The sequence below is a fragment of the Clostridium lacusfryxellense genome (assembly GCF_018861735.1).
GTDB classification, from domain to species: Bacteria; Bacillota; Clostridia; order Clostridiales; family Clostridiaceae; genus Clostridium_AD; species Clostridium_AD lacusfryxellense.
Window position 1 is genome coordinate 79,856 of the sequence record NZ_JAHLEB010000005.1, and the last position, 20,161, is coordinate 100,016.

Genomic DNA, 20,161 nt, shown 5'->3' on the forward strand with positions numbered 1-20,161 from the left:
TTTTATTTAAACCATTTAATCTAAGTACAAAAACTAACAAATATAGTAAGTATGATATCTCATACTTACTATATTTTAATCTTTTTATATTAATAATATATTATTTTGCTATTTTACCTTCTACGCCTTTAACAAACCAATCAAAAGATAATAATTCTTTATCTGACATTACTACACCTTTTGCTACTTTTACAGTTCCATCTTGAGCTGTTAGAGGTCCTACAAATATCTTATTTTTACCTGATAAAATAGTGGCTTTTGCTTTATCCACAGCTTCTGCTGCTCCAGTTGGTGCATTAGCTGTAAGTGGAGCGAGTTTAACTATTCCTGATTCTAAACCTTCCCAATAACTTCCTGATTTCCAAGTACCAGCTTTAATAGCTTTTATTTGCTCTACATAATATGGTCCCCAATTCCAAATTGGTGCAGTCATATATGCCTTTGGTGCTTTTGCTGCCATATCTGTGTTATACCCAATAGCTGAAATTCCAGCTTCTTCGGCTGCTTGTAATGGTCCTGCAGTATCTTGGTGTTGAGCAATTACATCTACACCATCTGCAACAAGCGCTTTTCCAGCTTCTTTTTCTTTAGTTGGGTCATACCAAGTATTAGTCCATCTTACCTTTACTACTGCATCTGGTTTTACAGATTGCACTCCTAAAGTAAATGCATTTATTCCTCTTATTACTTCAGGAATTGGGAATGCTGCTACATATCCAATTGTACTAGTTTTAGTCTTCATTCCAGCAACTATACCTGATAGATATCTTGCTTGATATATACGACCAAAATAGTTAGACATGTTTACCGAAGTTTTATACCCAGAAGCATGTAGATATTTAACATCAAGATGTTTTAATGCTGATGCTTCCATTCCGTCCATGAATCCAAAGCTAGTTCCTACAATAACATTTGCACCTTGATTAATCATTTCCTCACATGCTTTTTGAACTTCTGCTAAATCTTCTTTTACAGATTCTTTAAATATAGTCTTTACACCTGTCTCTTTTTCAAGTGCTAGTCTTCCAGCATCATGAGAGAATGTATATCCCTCATCACCAATTGGTCCCACATATAAAAACCCTACTGTTAATGGTTTTTCGGTTCCAGTTTTTGTCTCAGTTTTTTTATCACCACTACATCCTACAAGTGCTAATGACATGATTAATGTAACTGCCATTATTAAACTTCCTAATTTCTTCTTCATAATAAATCCCCCTCTAATTTTAACTCGCAAATATTTTGTTATAGTGAATTTCAATTATTTAAATTCTACCTCATTACCTTTTAAAGATTTTATTATTGCTAATGACTCTACTCTAACTCCCTCCTTTTCTATACATGCCCTTCCATTTTGGAATGCCTTTTCAATTACAATTCCTACTCCAACAACACCCGCACCCGCTTGACGCGCAATACTAATAAGACCTAATGCTGCATTACCATTTGCTAAAAAATCATCAATGATTAAAATTTTATCTTCTTTTTTTATATATTTTTTACTGGTTTTCACTTTATAATTCTTATTTTTTGTAAAGGAAAAGACTTCTGCTTCATATACAGATGTATCCAAAGTAGTTGCTTCATGTTTTTTAGCAAAGACTACAGGAATGTTATTAAAGTATTGTGCCACAATACATGCTATTCCTATACCAGAAGCTTCAACTGTTAATATTTTAGTTATTTCATCATTTGCAAATCTTTTTTTAAACTCTAAACCAACTTCATTCAAAAGTTTTATATCAATTTGATGATTAAGGAAACTATCAACCTTTAGGATTTCACCACCTATTACTGTTCCTTGAGATAATATTTTATTCTTTAGTACTTCCATAAACCTTCTCCTTTGTAAATAAAGTTGACTAACATATTCGTTTTAAACAAAAACTCCCTTGATAACGAATTACTACGTTAACAAGGGAGTTTATAATAAAAAAACACAAGTAAAAATAATTAATATAATAACTATTTAACTTCATTTATTAAAACACCCATAGTCAAGTAGTTTACGGTTACTTGGTAGAAACGCTTAGTCCATATTCCTAAGCTTATATGAGTTTGCGAATATTAAGTTTTGTTTTCTAACTAATCGTTCGTGTTTATATTTCTTATAACAATATTACAACAATTGTTTTGTTAAATCAACATGTATTTTAAAAATACTAAAAAAATGCTGTAACAGTTATTATCTATTACAGCATTTTATATAGTTATACTTTAGTTTTATTATAACTTAATGTTAACGGGTGGTGTCTCCCATATCTCTTTTGCATATTTTTTTATAGTGTTATCACTTGAAAATATACCAGATTTCGCAATATTTATAATTGACATCTGTTGCCAGATAGACTTTTGTCTATATAACCTATCAATTTCACTATGAGCATTTACATAAGCATCAAAATCTTTAAGTACAAAATACTCATCATTATGAGAAAGCAAACTATCATATAAACCCATAAATTCATTATTAGGGGTTTCTAGAAATCCATTTATTAAGTGATTTAATACGGTATTTACACGTAAATCACTATTGTATATATCATAAGAATTATAATTTTTATTTTTATAATACTCTATTACCTGCGGCGCTGTAAGACCGAACAATATGATATTCTCTTTTCCAACTGCATCAAATATTTCTACATTTGCCCCGTCTAAAGTAGCTATTGTAATAGCTCCATTCATCATAAACTTCATATTACCAGTTCCAGATGCTTCCTTAGATGCAGTAGATATCTGCTCACTCACATCAGCGCAAGGAATAATCTTTTCAGCAAGAGATACCCCATAATTTTCCATGAATAATATCTTTATTTTGTCCCGAGCTATAGGATCATTATTTATCTTATTTGCCAATGTATTTATAAGTTTAATACCTTGTTTTGCTATATAATAACTTGGAGAAGCTTTCGCACCAAATATAAATGTTCTTGGAACCATATCAAAATTTGGATTTTCCCGTAGTTGATTATATAGATGCATTATATGAAGCACATTTAAAGTTTGTCTTTTATATGAATGCATTCTTTTTACATGAACATCAAATATAGAACTCGGATCAATTGAAGTACCATAGTTAGCTAATACATAATTTGAAAAATTAATCTTATTATTTGTTTTTATATTTTGTATTTTCTCTTGAAAAGCAGAATCTTTTGCAAAACCCATTAATTTCTCAAGTTTATTCGGTGATTTTATCCACTCATTACCTATAGTTCCTGTTATAAGTTTTGCAAGTTTTTCATTAGAATTTAATAACCACCTTCTATGGGTTATACCATTTGTTTGATTATTAAATTTTTCTGGAAAGAACTCATAAAAGTCCGAAAGCTCTTGATGTTTTAATAATTCTGTATGAAGTTTTGCAACTCCATTAACAGAATGCCCACCTACTATGGCAAGATATGCCATACGTACATATCCATCATATATAATTGACATTTTATTAACTTTATTCCAATCACCATTATACCTATGGTAAACCTCATTGCAAAAACGCCTATTTATCTCTTCGACTATCATATAGATACGTGGAAGTAACCTTTTAAACATATCTACAGGCCATTTCTCTAGTGCTTCCGCCATAATTGTATGATTAGTATATGCCATTGTCTTAGTTGTAATGTACCATGCATCATCCCAAGATAAATTCTCCTCATCAATTAAAAGTCTCATAAGTTCAGCAACAGCTACTGCTGGGTGAGTATCATTTATTTGCACTGCAATGTGTTTATGAAATTCTTTAATTGTGATTTTTTTCTTTTTGTAATTTCTTAATATGCTTTGTAGTCCAGCACTTACGAAAAAATATTCTTGCTTTAGCCTAAGTAATTTCCCCTTTTCGTAACTATCATCTGGATATAAAATTTGTGAAATTGCCTCAGCTGAATATTTATTTTCACCTGCTTTTGCATAATTTCCTTGACTAAAGGATGAAAAATCAAAATCTTCCTCCATAGTTTCAGCACTCCAAAGCCTTAATGTGTTTACCGTATTGTTGTGATATCCTTTTATTGGAGTATCGTACGGAACCGCACGTACTACTTGATAATTCTCATATACAACTTTTGTTACGCCACCTACCACTTCTAAATGAACATCCCCAGCAAATTTTACTTCTACAGACTTACTTTCTTTTCGTATTTCCCAAGCATTACCGTTTTTCAACCAATTATCAGGTACTTCTACTTGATAACCACCTTCTATTTTCTGCTTAAATAATCCATACTTATACCTTATGCCACAACCATGACCCGGAACCTGAGTTGATGCCATAGAATCTAAGAAACATGCTGCTAATCTTCCAAGTCCACCATTCCCAAGACCAGCATCTGCTTCTATATCCTCTACCTCAATTAGACTAATTCCTAACTCACTAAGTGCTTTATCACAAACATCCTTTATGCCTAAATTAACTAAATTACTATTTAATAACCTACCTACCAAAAATTCCATCGAAAAATAATATACTTGCTTTCCTCTATTTTTCCCATACTCATTGTTACTTTCAATCCATGGTTTAGAGCAATAATCTTTTACAAGTGCACCTAAAGCATAATATTGATGCAAAGGCGACGCATCGATAGCATCTTCTGCAAACATTGTTTGTAGTTTTTCTACATAATCCATTTTAAACATTTCTTTGTCTATTACCACAACATTCACCACCTAAAAATTTTAGATTTGACCTGTTTTTATCTCATGTGTAAAGCAACCTGCTACACTTGTACTACATATTTAATATAGGCAATTATTTTATCAAATCACTATATAATTCCAGATAATTTTTAGCTGAATTTTCCCAGCTATTATTTGAACTCATAGCATTTTGTACTAATTTATTCCAAGAAGTCTTATCCTTGTATAAATCAAGACTCCTCTCTATTGCCTCTAACAATTCTTGACCACTATAATTCTTAAAAGAAAAACCGTTACCCTTCCCAGTATATTTATCATAAGGTATAATTGTGTCTTTAAGTCCTCCAGTTTCGCGTGTAATTGGAATACTTCCATACTTTAATGCTATTAGCTGCCCAATGCCGCAAGGTTCAAATAATGATGGCATTAAAAACATGTCGGAGCCAGCATATATCTGTTGTGCTAATGCGGCATCAAAAATAATATTTGCTGATATTCTACTTGGGTAGATAGACGCATGATACTGAAATATGTCCTCATAATACCCGTCACCATTACCAAGTAATACAATCTGAATAGGAAGGCTAAGGATTTCTTGGAGTTTTTCCACAATTAGATCTAATCCCTTTTGCTTAACTAGTCTTGTCACTATTCCTATCATAGGTATATTCTCAGAAACAGTAAAACCTAATTTTTCTTGAAGCTTTAGTTTATTTTTAACCTTTTGGTTTATATTTTTTATATCATAATTGTAAAATATTTTTTCATCAACTTCAGGACTATAAAGTTCATAGTCTATACCATTTACTATTCCATGTAGGTTAGCCGATCTCGCGGATAATAATCCATCTAGTTTTTCCCCATAAAAAGGAGTTTGAATTTCTTTAGAATAAGTATCACTTACTGTAGTTACCTCATCTGAGAATACAATTCCACCCTTCATAAAAGAGACTGCATCATAAAATTTCATTGCATCATCATTAAAATACTTCCAATCTAAATTTAACAACTCACCTAATACTTCTTTTGGAAATACTCCTTGATATTGTAAATTGTGTATAGTGAATACACTTTTAATTTTATTATATAAAACATCTTCACTATAATTCTCTTTAAGTAAAACTGGCACAACACCAGTTTGCCAATCATTACAGTGAACTATATCTGGTTTAAAATCCCCCATATATTTTATAGATTCAAGAACTGATTTTGAAAAGAAAGAAAACCGCTCACCATCATCATAATCCCCATATATGTGAGGTCTTTTGAAATAATATTCATTATCCACAAAATAGTAAGGCACTCCATCATAAATCAAATTTTCCAAGCCACAATATTGTTCTCTATATCCAACTTGTACATTAAAAGTAGCTATACTCTCCATGCAATTTTTGAATGCCAAAGGAATTCCACTATATTTAGGTATAATTACTCTTGCATCTATTCCGAGTTTTCTTAGAGCTTTAGGTAGCGCATATGCTACGTCCCCAAGACCTCCAGTTTTTATAAAAGGATATGCTTCTGACGCTACAAATAATACTTTCATACTAACCTCCCGCCTGGCACATATGAACAAATACTATATTAATATAGTTATTTGTTCATATATACTCTAAATTTAATATTTTTATGTTCTAAATTTTTTCTCTATAACAACTGGGAACTCCTCATCACCTTCAAGTACTGTATTCTCGCTTATAATAGTATTTTTATCAATTATAACATTAGTAAGTTTACATCCTTTTTTAATTTGACAATTCTGAAATATAATACAATTTTTAATTTCTGCCCCTTCTTCTACAGTAACTCTTCTTGAAATTACACTCTTATCTATTTTTCCTTTCAAAATGCATCCATTAGCGATCAAGGAATTATTAACTTTTGCTTCATTGAAGTATTTTGTAGGAGCTTCATCTTTACTTTTCGTATAGATTAGTCCATTGTTAAAGAATAATTCCTTTGTTACTTTACCATTTAGCATATCCATACTTGTTTTATAATAATTCTTTATAGAATTTACACATTGAAGATATCCCTTAAACTCATATGCATTTACATTAAGTTGTGAAACATCATCATATATTGCTGCCTTAATTGAATTATGACTTCCAGTCTGAATACATTTATTTATAATATCTATAAGAGTGCTCTTCTTCATTATAAACATTTCCATTCCTATATTTAGTTTGTCTTCTGCACCTATATTTTTACCAATGCTCAAGACTTTATTCTCTTCATTAATATATAAGGTACTACAACCTACATAATGCTTTTTAGCATTATTTGTTTTTTTATATATTAGAGTTATATCACTACCTGATTCTTCATGATATTTAGCCGCCTCATTATAATCTATATTACATACCATATATGATGAAGACATTATTACATATTCTTGCTTAGTTCTATAAATATATTCCATATTTTCACTTAATACATCTATATCATTTAATTGCGATCTTTCTGAAGTAAGATTAAATAAAAATAATCCATTTATTTTTCTATCTAAATCCCAAGGTTGTCCTGAACCTACGTGGTCTACAAGCGACCTCGATTTTGTGTTAGTGAATATCCCTACATTGTGAATACCGGAATTAACCATATTTGAAAGAACAAAATCAATAATTCTATATCTTCCACCTATAGGAATTGACGCTATAGGTCTTGATTTTGTAAGGCTTTTAATATTATCTTCTTTCTCATTTAACATTAATACTCCTATATAATTTTTAAGCATTTTAGCACCTCCTAATTTTATAATTTATTGACAACCATTAAATCAGCTTTAATTTCACGTCCTTTTTCTATAACAATAATATCGCGACCATTTCCAATATATGAATTACGTCTTATTACAACATCGCTTCCTATGATAGCTTTATCTATAACTACATTATTTCCTATTTTAGTATTTGGCAAAATTACTGAATTAGTTATTTTAGTACCTTTCCCTACATGCACTCCTTGGAAAAGAACACAATTACTTATTTCACCGAGAACAGTACAACCTTCATTTAGCATTGCATTTGTTATATTTGCCTCAGGTCCTATATATTGTGGTGGCAACATAGAATTAACCGTATATATCCTCCACTTATCATCATGTATATCAAGTTCATTATCATCAGATAATAAATCCATATTAGCTTCCCAAAAACTTTCAATAGTACCAACATCTCTCCAATATCCTTTGAAGTGATATGCAAACAACTTCTGATCATTATTTAACATCTTAGGTATTATGTTTTTTCCAAAGTCATTACTAGATATTTCATCTTGGTTATCCTCTTTTAAAAGTTGTTTAAGAGCTGCCCAGTTAAAAATATAAACCCCCATTGATGCTAAATTACTTTTAGCATTTTTAGGTTTTTCCTCAAATTCATATATGCTGTCATCATCATTAGCATTCATTATTCCAAATCTACTACATTCATCATCAGGAACTTCTATTACTGCAATACTAGCATCTGCACCCTTTTCTTTATGATAATCGAGCATTTTTGAATAATCCATTTTATAAATATGGTCCCCTGATAAAATAAGAACATATTCTGGGTTAAAACTATCAATATAGTTTGTATTTTGAAATATAGCATCAGCAGTACCCTTGTACCAATTACCACCATCTTCACTTTGGTACGGTGCAAGCATGCTTACACCCCCATCTCTCCTATCTAAATCCCAAGGAGCGCCTATTCCTATATGAGAGTTTAGTTCTAGCGGTTGGTATTGAGTTAGGACCCCTACGGTGTCAATATCTGAATTGGAACAATTACTTAATGAGAAATCTATAATTCTATATTTCCCCCCAAATGGCACCGCAGGTTTCGCAGTCGTTTTTGTTAATTGTTTAAGTCTTGACCCTTGACCACCTGCCAATATCATAGCTACCATTTCCTTCTTTTTCATTATAATTCTCCCCTTTCTATGTCTCATTATTTAGCTAAGCCCTAATTATTTAACTATATACTATTCTTTAATATATTAGCTTGTCTACTTAATTTGGTTTTATAAAAATTATAAAAACGATGACACCCTAATACTTATACAATATGTCTTATTATTCCACACGTCAAGTGTTGGTGATATAATTTATTATATATTCCTAAAAAAATAACCTACTATGATATTTTAAATATATCTAAAATATAATTGAAAGCATATTGAAAATTATACCATATAAACGGGTATAAAAGAGGTAAATTTTGTAAAAATATTTTCATTTGTAATTTATTGTTATATTCACAACAGATACTAACCTTTTTAGGCGCACTTTGATAAATAACTATAACTTCTAAATTATTATTTATCAAAGTGCGCCATATATAAAATTTTTATTGAAACATATAATGTTTTAACTACATACTATTAGCAAAATAAGATTCTTTCGCTAATTGCATATGCTCATAAACTTACAGTTTATTAATTACTGATTAGAAATGTCCATGCCATAAAATATTTCCGCCATTTCTTTTTCTAGTTTTTGTATAATATCACATTTCTCGTCTCTCGTTAAATCCTCTTCTTTAATCTCAAACAGATAATTTTCAAGGTCGAAATCATTTATTTTCATTTTTGTATGGAATATACTTGATTGGTATATATTCATGTCAATTAAAGTATACCTATCTATTGTCTCTTTAGCAATATAATCTTGTATAGAATTTATCTCATGATCTATAAAATGTTTTTTACCGTCCATATCCCTAGTAAAACCTCTAACCTTATAATCTATAGTAATAATATCAGAATCAAAGCTACCTATTAAATAATTAAGAGCTTTTAATGGAGAGATAGTTCCACAAGTGGCCACATCTATATCTACTCTAAAAGTACTTATATCATTTTGAGGATGACTCTCAGGATAAGTATGAACTGTTACATGACTTTTATCTAAATGTCCAACAATGTTTTCTCTCATCGGTGTCAAAATCCCCCTATTACATGAAGGATCTACCACATATAGTGGAATTTCTTCCTCTGAAATAAGTAAGGTTACACTTGCTCCTTGAGGATCATAGTCCTGTTTTGCTATATTTAGTACGCTAGCACCTATCATCTCCGTAACATCGCTCAGAATTTTTGTTAACCTCTCAGCGTTATATTGTTCATCAATGTATTCTATATATTTCTTGCGATCCTCTTCTGTTTTTGTGTAACAAATATCATAAATATTAAAACTTAATGATTTTGTTAAGTTGTTAAATCCGTATAATTTTATTTTGTTTTTTTCGTTTTTAATATCTTTGTCATTTTCATTAATTTTAGTCAACTCTATTCCCCATTTCTCTTAGACTTCTACTAGAAAAATTATATAACTTATGGCTTCATTGTCAAGGCATATATTTATTACCCTAACCATTCTATATTATAATTTGCTTGAAGTATATGCTTTTTAACACTATAATCAACTATAATAGTAACATATATATTTTTATTTTATTCTTACTATTCCCTTTATAACATGTATATCAATATATTTAAGTATAGTATTTATATTTTTCACATGTATATATCATTAAAATCGGAGGTATTAATATAATGGATAAAAAATTAAAAGTCGGATTATTAGGTGGAACTGGATTTGTTGGTCAACGTCTTGTTACACTACTTGGAAACCACCCTTATTTTGAAATAGTTGTTATTGCCGCTAGTGAGAATTCTGTTGGTAAAACTTATCTCGAGGCAGTAAGCAATAGGTGGAAATTAGACGTACCTATGCCTGAGAGTGTTAAAAGCATAGTAGTAAAAAACATCAATGAAGTAGATGTAATAAGTGGTTTAGTAGATTTTGTATTCTGCGCTGTTAATATGAGTGCAAATGAAATAAGAGAGATTGAAGAAAGATACGCAAAAGCTGAAACTCCTGTAATTTCAAATAACTCTGCGCACCGTAAAACGGCTGATGTTCCAATGGTTATACCAGAAATAAATGCAGACCATTTTGAATTAATTAACGTGCAACGCACGCGCCTTGGAACTAAAAGAGGTTTTATTGTAGCAAAACCGAACTGCTCAATTCAAAGTTATGTTCCCGCTATAAGTGCGCTTATGGAATATAAACCTACAAAAATACTAGTTTGCACATATCAAGCTATATCAGGTTCTGGAAAGATATTTTCAGACTGGCCAGAAATTATTGACAATGTTATACCATATATAGGTGGAGAAGAAGAAAAAAGCGAGCAGGAACCTCTAAAAATTTGGGGTCATATAGAAAATGATAAAATAGTTAATGCAGAGCAGCCTATAATTTCCACTCAATGTATACGTGTCCCTGTAGCTGACGGTCACTTAGCTGCAGTGTTTGTTTCCTTTGAAGAGAAACCATCAAAAGAAACTATTTTAAAACTTTGGTCTGAATTTAAAGGTAAACCACAACTTTTGAATCTTCCAAATGCACCCGAGCAATTTTTAACTTACTTTGAGGAAAATGATAGACCTCAAACAAAACTGGACAGAAATATCGAAAAAGGTATGGGAATAGCAGTTGGAAGACTTAGAGAAGATAAATTATTCGACTACAAATTTGTTTGTTTATCCCACAACACCTTACGTGGAGCAGCAGGTGGCGCAGTGCTTTCAGCTGAACTTTTATTTAGCGAGGGTTATTTAACATCTAAATAGAAAAAAGCGCATCAAATATGAAATTTCTCCTGCGTGAATGAAATAAGAGCTTGAAACATGAAATCCCATTAAGGAATTCTAATCTTTTACAAATATAAAAGAAGAATTTCTAAATGGGATTTCAATTGTTTCTGTACTTCTTATTTCTATTCACTTCCGGAGAAATTTCATACTATTATGTATATCTATCATTAAATTAAGGACTCTTGCGACTCATGAACATGAATTCTTAAACCCACTGTTAGGAAAATCTGAGGCCTATTGCCTCAATCTCTTACTTAGAGTCACGCAGGAGAAAGTTATAGGTCGCACCTTTTTTTACCACTCACTATAAATATAGGATTATTTGCCATCAACATATAACTCTGCCCTTTTGTCTTGCTTACTTGAACTTGGACGCATTCAACTTCATAGTTTAGCCCTTTTAAAGCTTCCATAGCCTTGTATACATTATTTAGTGTTATGAAATTCAAAACAATGTTTTTGCCTTTTTTAAGTTTATCACCATATTTTTCAATGATATCAGCTATATTTCCGCCACTTCCACCTACAAATATACCATCATATTCTTCTGCAATACTTGGCTGAACCTCCATGGCCTCTGCATTTACAATCTCTAAATTATGAGTCTTAAATTTTTCTTTATTTTGATTTAGAACTACTAATGCATCTTCATCTTTTTCTATAGCTATTACCTTACCATTTTTGCATATCTTGGCAATCTGAATACTTACCGACCCCGTTCCAGCACCAATATCCAACACCTTATAATCCTCTTCCAGCTCAAGCTTTACAACACTTAATATCCGTACATCTTCCTTTGTCATTGGGCAGTTACCCCTAATGAATTCATCATCCTTAATAAACCTCATATTTACACCACCTGTTTTACTTTAATACATAATATTTGCCTATCTCAACGCATTTATAATCAGTAGGCCATCACCATCAAAATTTTTAAGACTATAGTACTGTATGTACATATGCTTAGTACTATAAACGTCAATCGAACTACGGTCACTCTAACGCTTTTTCTGGAGATAATTCAAAATGTTTTTTTAGAATATCATAATTAAATAGACTTTATAAGAGAATAAGCATGTAAGAAGTGAAAGATAGTATATAGTAAATTTACAGTGTCTTAATTTATGTAATGTAAAATTCCCGTAAGCGGACCAGGATGGGTAGCGCGGAACCCTGAGACAGGACGTCGAATGGTTCCCATAGGGAATTTTACATGGAATAAACTTAGACACTGTTAATGAGCGGTCTACTATCCTAACTTCTTACATGCTGGAATTTTATAAAGTTGATTCGTTATATACTCCAATTATATATTAACCATTAAACTTCAAAACTCTTAAATGCCTCTAAGAATTTCTCAATATCCACCTCTGTATGTTTAACATTTAAGAATATTGCTTCAAACTGAGATGGTGCAATATTTATTCCACTTTTTATCATATGCTCAAAGTACTTTGCAAATAATTTAACATCACAAGTTTTAGCATCATCAAATGTTTTCACTTCTTTGTTTTTTGTAAAGAAAGCTGTAATCATTGACCCACATCTATTAACTACCATAGGTATCTTTTTTTCTTTTGCAATTTGGAGTAATCCCTCTTGTAGTTTTTCCGAAAGTTTTTCCATATTATCATATACGCTAGGATTATTATAAAGTTTAGTTAAAGTTGCATAACCTGCTGCCATTACTACTGGATTTCCAGACATAGTCCCTGCTTGATAAACTGGTCCCATTGGTGACAAAAGCTCCATTATTTCTTTTTTCCCACCATAAGCACCACATGGAAGTCCACCGCCCATGATTTTTGCAAAAGTTATTAAATCAGGGGATACATTATAAATGCTTTGAGCTCCTTTATATGCTACTCTAAATCCACTCATTACTTCATCAAAAATAAGTAAACATTTGTATTTATCACATAAATTCCTAAGTTCCACTAAAAATTCTTTCTGGGCTGGGATAACTCCCATATTTCCTGCTACCGGCTCAATAATTATGCATGCAATATCATCACTATACTTTAAAAATAGTTCATTTACACTTTCTATGTCGTTATACTTTGCTATTAACGTATTTATAATACTTTCCTTAGGCACACCTGCAGACCCTGGTATTCCCTCTGTAAGTACTCCTGAACCTGCTTCTACTAAAAAACCTTCAGCATGACCGTGATAACAACCTGCGAATTTTATTATTTTATTTTTTTCAGTATATCCTCTAGCAAGTTTCACTGCGCTCATTGTAGCTTCTGTGCCTGAATTAACCATTCGAACCATATCTACATTATCTACAGTTGAGCAAATATGTTTTGCAAGTTTTAGCTCTATTTCAGTAGGTGCTCCAAATGCAATAGCTTGCGCTGCAGTGTTTTGTATAGCTTTTACTACATCCTCATCACAATGTCCAAGTATCATAGGTCCCCATGCACATACGAAATCTATGTATTTATTTCCATCCTCATCATAAATGTACGCTCCCTTACCATTTTTTATAACTTTCGGAGTTACAGATACATCTTTATATGCTCTAACTGGGCTATTAACTCCACCAGGCATATATTGTTTTGATTCATTAAATATATCTAAATTTCTCATAGTAGTTACCTCTTTTCTAAATATTTAGCTATATTACAAACATTATCTACTCCCTAAGCCATCTACACAAATCAATAGCATAATAAGTAATTATCATATCTGCTCCTGCCCTTTTCATAGATAAATGCATTTCCATAGCTATAGCTTTCTCATCGATCCAGCCCATCTTCGCTGCTGCTTTTACCATTGCAAACTCTCCACTAACACTGTAAGCTGCTACTGGCACATCATGTCTATCTCTAGCCCATCTTACTACATCTAAATAGGATAATGCTGGTTTTACCATTATAATATCTGCGCCTTCCTCAATATCAGCATCTATCTCTCTCATGGCTTCTCTTATATTTGCTGGATCCATTTGGTAAGACTTTCTATCTCCGAATTGTGGAGCAGAATTAGCTGCCTCTCTAAATGGGCCGTAAAAAGCTGAGGAGTATTTTGCACTATAAGCCATTATAGATACATCTTTAAAATCATTTGCATCCAAAACCTCTCTTATAGCAGCTACATGACCATCCATCATGTCAGATGGTGCTATCATATCAGCTCCTGCTTGTGCGTGGGATAATGCTATTTCTGCTATATATTTTAGGCTCTTATCATTGTCAACCTTTGTTCCTTCAACTATTCCACAATGTCCATGACTTGTGTATTCACACATACATACATCTGTTATTATAAGTAAATCTTTCGATATTTCGCGTACTTTTTTAACTGCCCTTTGAATTATGCCATTTTTATCGTAAGCCCCGCATCCAACTTCATCTTTATGATCCGGTAGCCCAAATAAAATTATTCCACGAAGACCGACTTCTTCAACCTCTTCTATAACCTCATGAAGTCTATCTAATGAAAAATGATAATTTCCCGGCATAGAAGATATTTCTTCTTTAATGTTTTCTCCTTCTACTACAAAAATAGGGAATATAAAGTCCGCGTTGGTTAATACCGTTTCTCTTACTAAATCACGTATATTTCTTGTTTCTCTAAGTCTTCTATTTCTTTTAAACAAAGTTATCCACTCCTAATTAAATAAATTTTAATGTTATCCACAAATTGTTATAAAAAAGCACACTAAAGCCTAATTACATTTCCATAAGTTTACTTATAACACCCTTTGCGCTATAAACATCACATATGGTTGATTTTATTCCTTGATCAGATAGCGCTTTTGCAGTAATCGGACCTATTGCAAGTGATGTCTTTGACTTTATTGTTTCAAGGCCTACCATTTTAATCATGTTTTTAACTGTAGACGGTGATGTAAATATTATAAGATCTACATCTTTTATTTCATCCTCAGATCTTAGTTTTCCACATAATGTTTCATAAGTGAGTACCTCGTCAACATAACATCCAAGACCTCTTAATGCTTCTACTAGATAAGGCCTTGCATCTTTAGATCTTGGCACTAGCACTTTGTCATCTGCCTTTACATATTGCTTCATTTTATCAAACAAAGACTCAGCAACAAAATGATCAGCTACAATTTCCGGCATAATACCTCTATTTTTAATAGCGTCGGCAGTAGCTGGTCCTATTGCTGCAATTTTTGCTTTAAGTTTTCTAATATCAAATCCAATGTCTTTTAAGTAGTCAAAAAAGAAATTTACACCATTGACACTAGTTAATGTTATATAGTCATATTCTACAAGTTTTTCTTTATAATTATCTAAATTAGATGCTGTGTTTTTAAATGCTATAGAATTTATCTCAAGAACCTGCGCTCCTAAATCTATTAATTCTTCGCGTAGTTCTTTTGACTGCTCTTTTGAACGGGTTATACAAATACTCTTACCAAATAGTGGTTTTTTCTCATACCAATTAAATTGATCATTAAATTTAACTACCTCACCAACTACAATAATGCAAGGAGATGATATCTCTGATTTTTGGACCTTTCCTAAAATATCTATTAAAGTTCCCACTACCTTCTTCTGTTTTGATGTAGTTCCACTCATTATTACAGCGCATGGGGTACTTTTACTTATTCCATTAAATATAAGACTTTCCGCAATCTTCTGTAGATTTTTAAAACCCATCATAAATACTAGAGTTCCTCCAAGTTTTCCAACCACTTCCCAGTCTATATTAAGTTTTTCTGCACTCATTGCTGTGAATACGTGAAAACTTTGAGCTATTGCTCTATGAGTTATAGGAATTCCTGCATAATTAAGCACTGCTATTGGTGATGTTATTCCAGGTATAACTTCGAATTCGATGTTTTCCTTAAGAAGTGCTAGTGCTTCCTCTCCTCCACGTCCGAATACAAATGGATCTCCACCTTTAATTCTTCCAACTACATGACCATTTTTAGATAGAGATACTAGCATGTTATTTATTTCTTCCTGAGTTTTATAATGGCATCCTGGTTCTTTACCACAATAATATATTTCGCAATCCTCCCTTAAATATTTAAGTACACTAGTGCTCGCAAGCCTATCATACATAACCGCAGTACATTTACCAAGCATTCTTATTGCTTTTAGTGTTATTAGTTCTTCGTCACCTGGTCCTACTCCCATTAAATAAACCTTTCCCATTAATATCCTCCTTTCTGTTGTTTAAAATCACTTATCTTCTAAGACATTTTTAGCTAGCATAATACCTAGATTTATATATTCATTTTTATCTCCTGATATTTGTTTTTTTACTATTTTTCCATTAACATCGAATATACCAAGCATGTGCATATCATCTCCATTTAGATAAGCATACGCACCTATGCACCCATGACAATCTCCATTAAGAGTTGCCATAAAGCTTCTCTCTGCATCAACGCAGATTCTAGCATCATAACACTCTAATTTTTTAATCATATCGATTAGAGGGTGATTTTTAACCATTTCAATCCCTAATGCTCCTTGAGCAATTGCTGGTACCATTTCCTCTACATTAAAATAATTAGTAATTATATTTTCCATGTTAAGTCTTTTTAATCCTGCAGCTGCAAGTATAATTCCATCTAGATTTTCCTTTTCTATTTTTGCTATTCTAGTCTGTACATTACCTCTTATAGGTACAATTTCTACATCTGGTCTAATTATTTTGATTTGTGTGCCACGTCTTATACTACTGGTACCTATTCTTGCACCCTTAGGTAAATCGTAAAAGCTAATGTTATTAAATGCAACAAATGCATCTCTAACATCTTCCCTAACTGGAATAGCCACTATTTCAAACTCCTGAGGTATATCGTAGGGTACATCCTTCATGCTGTGCACTGCCATATCAGCTTTGCCATCAATCATAGCGTGCTCTATTTCCTTTACGAAAAGTCCTTTACCACCTATTTTATCTAAAGTAACATTTAAAATCTTATCTCCCTTAGTCTCAATAAGTACCTTTTCGCAGTCTATGTTATACTCTTCTTTAATCATAGCCATAATTGTATTTGCTTGAACTTGTGCAAGTTCACTTCTTCTAGTCCCTATATTAATTTTCAAAACTAACGCCTCCTCTAAATCCTGTCCATAAACTTTGACTTTTATATTAATTTCACTAAATTTCATTTTTATAAAACATTTCTAAAATACTATCATGTAATCCCTTAGTATAAAAAAAGTAGAAATCTTCACTACATACAAAATTCATAATTTCTTTTTTAAGAGTATTCTTCATTACTTTATTTCTTATACTAAAAGTATAATCTATAAAGTCTGTGTACAGGCAAAGTTTATCTTCCATAATTTCAGCCATAAAAAGTGCTGTTTTAGGGCTACCATATTTAGTATGTAACGCAAATTTAATATTATTTGTATCTTTTTGAACGGGCGATACGAATAACCCTCGTTTATGATCTTCGCAGTGCACATATAACTTACATATACTATCACAGTATTTTTTTATAATCTCATTTGTTTCTTTACTATTTGTTGCAATAATAACAATATGATTATTATCCACATAAACTTCATTATAATCATCTTTTATTAATTTAACGTTATATAAACCATCAACTTCTAAAAATTCCGGGCAGAATTCTTTTGACACTACTGTAACATTACAGCCTTCCTTTGAAAATGATCTACATTTTATAAAAGCTGCATCTCCCCCACCAACAATAAGTACATTAATCTTATTTGAGATAAGTGAAATCATAGTATAATTTAAATCTGAAAGATCCTGCTTATTATGTCCTGACATTCTTGAGACCTCCCTTTTAAATGTTCCTCCTTTAAGACATCAATAGCCCTGTTTACATAGGCATTTGAAGTGCTTTTTAAAAGTAGTTCAGCAAGCTTTTCATTATCTTTAGTCTTTTTCTTATGTTTAAAAGTTTCTAATCTTTCCTTGTAAACATCATCACCATTGCTCTTTATTTTTTTAATAAATGGTGCTAACTCCTCAACTGTTTTCCACTCTATATATTCTTTTATAGCTTTATCTACGATATATCTATTTTTAATCATCAGCTCTTGTCGTCTTTTATAATTTGCATCATGAATGTCACAAATCATATCTATGTCATAAACTTCATACAAATGGTTTTCACTTATTATTTCTTCTATATCTCTTGGAACTGCTAAATCAAACAATAGTAATCTTTTATTAGGTAACTCATTTAAATGCACTACGGTATGAGGAGCTGTAGTACAAGATATAATGCAATCTACCCTATTATAATATTTATCTAAATCATAAAAGGGTATTATTTTTGCTCGATCGTCTTCTATATTTACCTTTTGAGTATCCCTAACTACAATATATAGCCTATCTATTTTAGACTCTAGTATGTATTTAGAAGTAAGTTCCCCTACCGACCCATATCCTAAAACCATAAATCTTTTATGTCCCTTATCGATCGCCTTCTTTACTACCATAGAAGATGAAGATACTGGTATTTCACTTATTTTTGACTTAGTTCTAAAATGCTTACCACATGAAATTGAACTTTCGAATAACCTCTGAAGTTCCTTTTTATTAGTCTTAATCTCTTTAGCAATTTCATAAGCATCCCTAACTTGACCTAAAATTTGGTCCTCCCCAAGAAGTAATGAGTCAAATCCACAGACTACCTCCATCAAATGTCGCACTGCCTTTTCATCCTTATACCTAATAACACATTTTATTAAATTCTCATCCCAGCTAAGAGCCTTGAAAATTTTAGATACTATATCTTCATCCTTAGATTTAAAATATATCTCAGTCCTATTGCAGGTACTTAATATAACTGCCTCTTCACATATTTCTAAAAGTGCCTCTAAACACCTTTTTTGACGTATAGGTATAATTGATAGTTTTTCTCTAATTTCTAGTTTAACATCATGTTTTAGTCCTATAAGTTGTATCATTATATCATCTCCAAAAGTACTTAACTATTTCATATATAACATTTATTATTATCAAATAAAACATTGCCCCATACATTAATTGTATTGTATCTGCTATATGTTCTTTTCTTAAATCATTTATTTTATTTCCTATAGTTGGTTTATACATTTTCTCTCCAAAATATACGTTTGTACCACCTAATTGAACTCTCATAGCCCCCGCTGCCGCACCTTCTGGATAAGCGCAATTAGGGCTTTTATGGTTTTTCCTATCTCTTATCATTACTTTTATACTTTCCAAAATATTTCCTCTAACTAGAGGCGACGCCAAACAAATAAGAAACCCTGTTATTCTTGCAGGCACATAATTAAATACATCATCCGTTTTAGCTGGAAAGAATCCAATATATTTATATTTTTCATTCATGTAACCAAGCATAGAATCCATAGTATTTATGCCCTTATACATCATAGCTAAAGGGGCTCCTCCTAATATTGCATAAAGAATAGGAGCTATAACGCCGTCTGCTGTATTTTCTGCAATAGTCTCCACATCCGCCCTTACTATCTCGTATTCACTAAGGTTCTTTGTATCTCTACCTACAATGTAGGATAATTTAACTCTTGCGTCAATAATATCATTTTTAGCTAATGAGTCATAGACCTTTATACCTTCCGAGTGGAGACATTTAGCCGCTATTGTTGTCCAAAGTAATATTATATTAAGAATATGGTATAACCAAAATACATTTTTAGAAATTTTTAAAATTAGAAATGGCACTAAAAAACTTGAAAATGCCACAATAATTACAATAATTCCACCAAAAACTTTAATTTGCTTATCTGTATAACATAATTTCCTACCCAACTTATCCAACTTAGAAATTAGTTTTCCTATATAAATAACTGGATGTTTAAACCAGTATGGATCGCCAATTAATAAATCTAACAATACCGCCAATATTAAATCAATTATATTCATATGAAATAGTATTTCCATT

At 31.6% G+C, this 20,161-nt stretch carries 16 protein-coding genes and 1 riboswitch; of the genes, 1 reads left to right on the forward strand and 15 read right to left on the reverse strand.

The genetic code is table 11. The features are described 5' to 3' along the window. Positions 1 to 100 precede the first annotated feature (100 nt). The 7 genes from KPL55_RS05020 to speD form a co-directional block, all read right to left on the reverse strand. Positions 101 to 1,207, reverse strand: a complete 1,107-nt coding sequence (locus KPL55_RS05020) for a BMP family ABC transporter substrate-binding protein (protein WP_216305618.1) — start codon at positions 1,205 to 1,207, stop codon at positions 101 to 103. 54 nt (positions 1,208 to 1,261) lie between these two features. After that, a complete protein-coding gene (locus KPL55_RS05025; protein WP_216305619.1) occupies positions 1,262 to 1,834 on the reverse strand; it encodes a xanthine phosphoribosyltransferase in 573 nt (190 codons plus the stop codon). Positions 1,835 to 1,974: 140 nt separating this feature from the next. Then, positions 1,975 to 2,076: riboswitch (purine riboswitch) on the reverse strand. A gap of 150 nt (positions 2,077 to 2,226) precedes the next feature. Further along, on the reverse strand, positions 2,227 to 4,659 hold the full coding sequence (locus KPL55_RS05030) for a glycogen/starch/alpha-glucan phosphorylase (protein WP_312887217.1): 2,433 nt from the start codon (positions 4,657 to 4,659) through the stop codon (positions 2,227 to 2,229). Positions 4,660 to 4,753: 94 nt separating this feature from the next. After that, positions 4,754 to 6,187 carry a glycogen synthase GlgA gene (glgA, locus tag KPL55_RS05035; protein ID WP_216305620.1) on the reverse strand — a complete coding sequence of 478 codons (1,434 nt, stop codon included), beginning with the start codon at positions 6,185 to 6,187 and terminating at the stop codon, positions 4,754 to 4,756. Between the two features lie 81 nt (positions 6,188 to 6,268). Next, positions 6,269 to 7,378 (reverse strand): glucose-1-phosphate adenylyltransferase subunit GlgD, encoded by a 1,110-nt coding sequence (gene glgD, locus KPL55_RS05040; protein ID WP_216305621.1) that lies wholly within the window; start codon positions 7,376 to 7,378, stop codon positions 6,269 to 6,271. A gap of 17 nt (positions 7,379 to 7,395) precedes the next feature. Further along, positions 7,396 to 8,550 carry a glucose-1-phosphate adenylyltransferase gene (locus KPL55_RS05045; RefSeq protein ID WP_246599306.1) on the reverse strand — a complete coding sequence of 385 codons (1,155 nt, stop codon included), beginning with the start codon at positions 8,548 to 8,550 and terminating at the stop codon, positions 7,396 to 7,398. Positions 8,551 to 9,067: 517 nt separating this feature from the next. After that, positions 9,068 to 9,883, reverse strand: coding sequence for an adenosylmethionine decarboxylase (gene speD / locus KPL55_RS05050; protein ID WP_216305671.1), 816 nt, complete (start codon positions 9,881 to 9,883; stop codon positions 9,068 to 9,070). A gap of 299 nt (positions 9,884 to 10,182) precedes the next feature. On the opposite strand from speD, the gene asd reads away from it, so the two are divergent. Next, a complete protein-coding gene (asd, locus tag KPL55_RS05055; RefSeq protein ID WP_216305622.1) occupies positions 10,183 to 11,268 on the forward strand; it encodes an aspartate-semialdehyde dehydrogenase in 1,086 nt (361 codons plus the stop codon). 299 nt (positions 11,269 to 11,567) lie between these two features. Here the strand turns inward: asd and cbiT are convergent, their stop codons facing one another. From cbiT to cbiB, 8 genes are all read right to left on the reverse strand, one after another. Then, positions 11,568 to 12,140: a precorrin-6Y C5,15-methyltransferase (decarboxylating) subunit CbiT gene (gene cbiT / locus KPL55_RS05060; protein WP_216305623.1), complete on the reverse strand. Its 573-nt coding sequence runs from the start codon at positions 12,138 to 12,140 to the stop codon at positions 11,568 to 11,570. Positions 12,141 to 12,612: 472 nt separating this feature from the next. Continuing rightward, a complete protein-coding gene (gene hemL, locus KPL55_RS05065; RefSeq protein WP_216305624.1) occupies positions 12,613 to 13,887 on the reverse strand; it encodes a glutamate-1-semialdehyde 2,1-aminomutase in 1,275 nt (424 codons plus the stop codon). Positions 13,888 to 13,933: 46 nt separating this feature from the next. After that, positions 13,934 to 14,899: a porphobilinogen synthase gene (gene hemB / locus KPL55_RS05070; RefSeq protein ID WP_216305625.1), complete on the reverse strand. Its 966-nt coding sequence runs from the start codon at positions 14,897 to 14,899 to the stop codon at positions 13,934 to 13,936. A gap of 73 nt (positions 14,900 to 14,972) precedes the next feature. After that, on the reverse strand, positions 14,973 to 16,430 hold the full coding sequence (cobA, locus tag KPL55_RS05075; protein ID WP_216305626.1) for a uroporphyrinogen-III C-methyltransferase: 1,458 nt from the start codon (positions 16,428 to 16,430) through the stop codon (positions 14,973 to 14,975). 27 nt (positions 16,431 to 16,457) lie between these two features. Further along, positions 16,458 to 17,333 (reverse strand): hydroxymethylbilane synthase, encoded by an 876-nt coding sequence (hemC, locus tag KPL55_RS05080; protein WP_216305627.1) that lies wholly within the window; start codon positions 17,331 to 17,333, stop codon positions 16,458 to 16,460. 55 nt (positions 17,334 to 17,388) lie between these two features. Further along, a complete protein-coding gene (locus tag KPL55_RS05085; protein WP_216305628.1) occupies positions 17,389 to 18,033 on the reverse strand; it encodes an NAD(P)-dependent oxidoreductase in 645 nt (214 codons plus the stop codon). Beyond that, positions 17,997 to 19,181, reverse strand: a complete 1,185-nt coding sequence (hemA, locus tag KPL55_RS05090; RefSeq protein WP_216305629.1) for a glutamyl-tRNA reductase — start codon at positions 19,179 to 19,181, stop codon at positions 17,997 to 17,999. The genes KPL55_RS05085 and hemA overlap by 37 nt, the downstream gene beginning before the upstream one ends. A gap of 4 nt (positions 19,182 to 19,185) precedes the next feature. Continuing rightward, positions 19,186 to 20,160 (reverse strand): adenosylcobinamide-phosphate synthase CbiB, encoded by a 975-nt coding sequence (gene cbiB / locus KPL55_RS05095; RefSeq protein WP_246599308.1) that lies wholly within the window; start codon positions 20,158 to 20,160, stop codon positions 19,186 to 19,188. Between the last annotated feature and the right edge of the window lies 1 nt (position 20,161).